The organism is Rubritalea sp., from assembly GCF_039830215.1.
GTDB lineage: Bacteria > Verrucomicrobiota > Verrucomicrobiia > Verrucomicrobiales > Akkermansiaceae > Rubritalea.
Genome location: NZ_JBDOPO010000299.1, coordinates 1 through 3,112 on the forward strand (window position 1 = coordinate 1; position 3,112 = coordinate 3,112).

2 protein-coding genes are annotated in these 3,112 nt (G+C 46.3%); one reads left to right on the forward strand and one right to left on the reverse strand.

All coding sequences use genetic code 11. The features are described 5' to 3' along the window. Positions 1 to 201: 201 nt before the first annotated feature. Positions 202 to 1,107: a TIGR01777 family oxidoreductase gene (locus tag ABGY95_RS09885; RefSeq protein WP_347441516.1), complete on the reverse strand. Its 906-nt coding sequence runs from the start codon at positions 1,105 to 1,107 to the stop codon at positions 202 to 204. A gap of 79 nt (positions 1,108 to 1,186) precedes the next feature. Between ABGY95_RS09885 and ABGY95_RS09890 the strand changes: the two genes are divergently transcribed. Further along, positions 1,187 to 3,112: hypothetical protein (locus ABGY95_RS09890; RefSeq protein WP_347441517.1), on the forward strand; the 1,926-nt coding region annotated here is incomplete at its 3' end.

Here is a 3,112-nt window from a genome sequence, read left to right on the forward strand (position 1 = left end):
GTCTCGAAGAGCTGAAATTAGTTTCTCTCGCGCTCCCTGTGGCAGGTGAGGCGGGGCGCAATCTACATATTCCCAGACTCCGCGCAAGACCTTTCGACACTTTTTTTATTTTTCTTTTAGAGAGCAACTTGTAACCCACTGAATAAAAACAAGAAAGGCGCATTAAAATCTTTTTTGCACTCCATATATTTGACCTCAATCTTAGTGGTCACAAAGCTCTATAAGAGCAGCTTCGAGCGTTCTGTATTCCCATTTAAAACCTAAAGCCTCCAATTTATTAGGAATCACTCTTTGGCTAGCCAGTAAAGCCTGCGAAAAATCCCCCAAGATCAAGCCCAATACGAAAGCTGGCACTGCGCATACTGCTGGTCTGGATAATGCTCTCCCCAGAGCCTTGGTGAAATAGGTGTTAGTAACGGGCTCTGGCGCTACAATATTGTACACTCCTTCTGGATGTGACGAAAGAGATAGAAACACCAAAGCTCCGACGACATCTTGCAAATGAACCCATGGAAACCATTGCTTACCGGTTCCAAGTTTCCCCCCTACTCCATACAAGAACGGCCTCTTCATCTTCAGCCAAGCATCTGCATCACTATCCAATACTATTCCGATCCTTGGTTTAAGCACTTTGCATCCACTGATAGGCTCAGCGTTAGCTGCGTTCTCCCAATCCGCACAAAGTTCAGCAAGATACCCTTCACCCAAACTAGATAATTCATCTAATTCCTCTCCACCTCGATCTCCGTAGATTCCTACAGCAGAAGTATTCAACCAGACACTCGGACGCTTATGCAAAGGCAAAGCTAGAATCCAACGATGCAAGCATTGAGTTACTCCCACACGACTCTCGTAAAATTTTTCCCGGTTACCCTCTGACCACCTTTGGCCAATAGGCTCCCCCGCCAAATTAATTACCACATCCAGCCCTTCGAGACAGCGCTGATCAAGTACTCGCCACTCTTGATCAACTACCTCACGCTTGGTACGAGATATCCGCACTACCTGCACACCCAGCTCAATAAATGCATTGGCTAACTCTGAGCCGATCAGCCCCGAAGCGCCTACAATTCCTACTACCATTTTCACTTCTATTATAAATGCCAATTCTTAGATCTAAGGTCAACTTATCAATTTGCAGCTTTCATCTTTACTCTATGGCCCATCAAAGGTCTAAATAACGCGCATGAACCGACTCGCTCCCAGCTTAGCTGCAATTCTGATTTCAGTTGCTAGCTACAGCCATGCTCAAGGAGATGGCGAACTACAACATGGAGGGCTAGACCTGCAGCTCACCCCAACGATGCCTGACAATGTACGCATCACGTCAAACAATGGAGCTGAATACAATGGTGAGACTGGGCTAATACGCTATTTAGGTGGCGTGCAGGTCTACACTGATAATGGCATTCAAATATTTGCCAAACAGGCATTCATAGACACCACGAAACAAGTCATCCATCTCAATGGGGATGTCAGCATCTACCAAAATGCCGTCCTACATCGCGGAGCAAGAGCGTCCTACAACTACGGCACAGAGCAATTAGATACCAAAGGTCTCAAAACCAGCATGGATCCCATCTTGCTAGATTCGGACACATTCACCTCTAAAACTATTGACGGCAAGCGTGTTTTCATCGGTAAAAATGCAGGACTAACTACTCATGATAGACAAAACCCCAATTTTTGGATTCGCGCAAAAAAAATTGAAGTCTACCCAGAAGAGGAAATCATTTTTAGAAATCTAAAACTCTACGCTGGTGACACACCGATCTTTTGGCTGCCCTACCTCTCTCAATCGATGGGGTCTGAGTTAGGCTACCAATTCACCCCTGGCTCTAGATCCAACTGGGGCGCTTTCTTACTCAACAAATACGGCATCATGTTGGGTGGCAAAGAAAATCCTATTTCAGGAAGGAAGGAAGACCAATGGCTTCTTTCAGAATGGCTTTTTGACATCAGATCTAAAAGAGGCATCGGTGTCGGAGTCGATTTTACAGATCAAAGGCTCGACAGCAACCGCAACCTAGGCTGGCTCAAAACATATTACGCTACTGATATAGACCCAACAATCTCTAGGACTTCTCTCCCCCGAGAGCAAATCGATAGTAATCGCTACAAGTTAGAACTTAAGTATCGATTCGACTGGCACAACTCCCCATCGACCACCACTATCGCTGACGCAAATCTAACATATCTTAGTGACCGTCATTACTTAGAGGACTTTGAACCTAGAAACTACACGCTGAACCCACAACCAGATAACATTATTGGAATTCAGCAACGCAGTGACCGATACCAGTTAGGAGCTTTCACTCGCCTGCAGTTGAACGATTTTTATGAAGCTGACACCCGGCTTCCAGAAATTTATCTAGACCACGCTAAAAGACCCATTTTCAACAGCTCTATCCTACATGAGGGCTCAAGCTCTATCGGCTACTACAAAGAAGAGTTAGGAAGCTCTGATCCCGTCCGCTTGCGCTCCGAGGCTGAAAACGCAGCAACAACAACTGAACGAAACAGTGAGATCCAACGACTACTCGGCGACAATAGTTTCGGTCGGCTACATACTTACCAAGAACTTTCTCGTCCATTTGAAGTCGCTAATGGCATCACTGTCACACCGCGTGCTGGAGCTGGCTACTCCTACTATTGGGATGAGGGAGCAGACGGAAACTCGCATAGCAGCCCACACGGCTACCTAGGCCTAGATGCAGCGATGAAGTTCACCAGAACTTACTCCTCTGTGCAAAGTAAACAATGGGGTCTCAATGAGCTAATGCATGTCATTCAGCCCTACACCAACGTCTCAGTCCTCGCCACTAATGAACTTGATGAAGACGACAGCAAGATTGATCGACTCACTCCAACCGAACGCCCTAGAACCAGCGATGTTGCACGTTTCAGCGCGATTGATGATTATCGGAATTGGTCCATTGCCCGCATAGGAGCACGCAATAATCTCATCACAAAACGTAATAATCGAAGCCACTCTTGGCTCACGCTAGACACTTATATTGATGCATTCCTAAACGACCCTGAGTACGATCGAGACTTTTCAAATCTGTACAACGACCTTAGCTGGAACCCAGTTCCATGGGGTAGCCTAGTC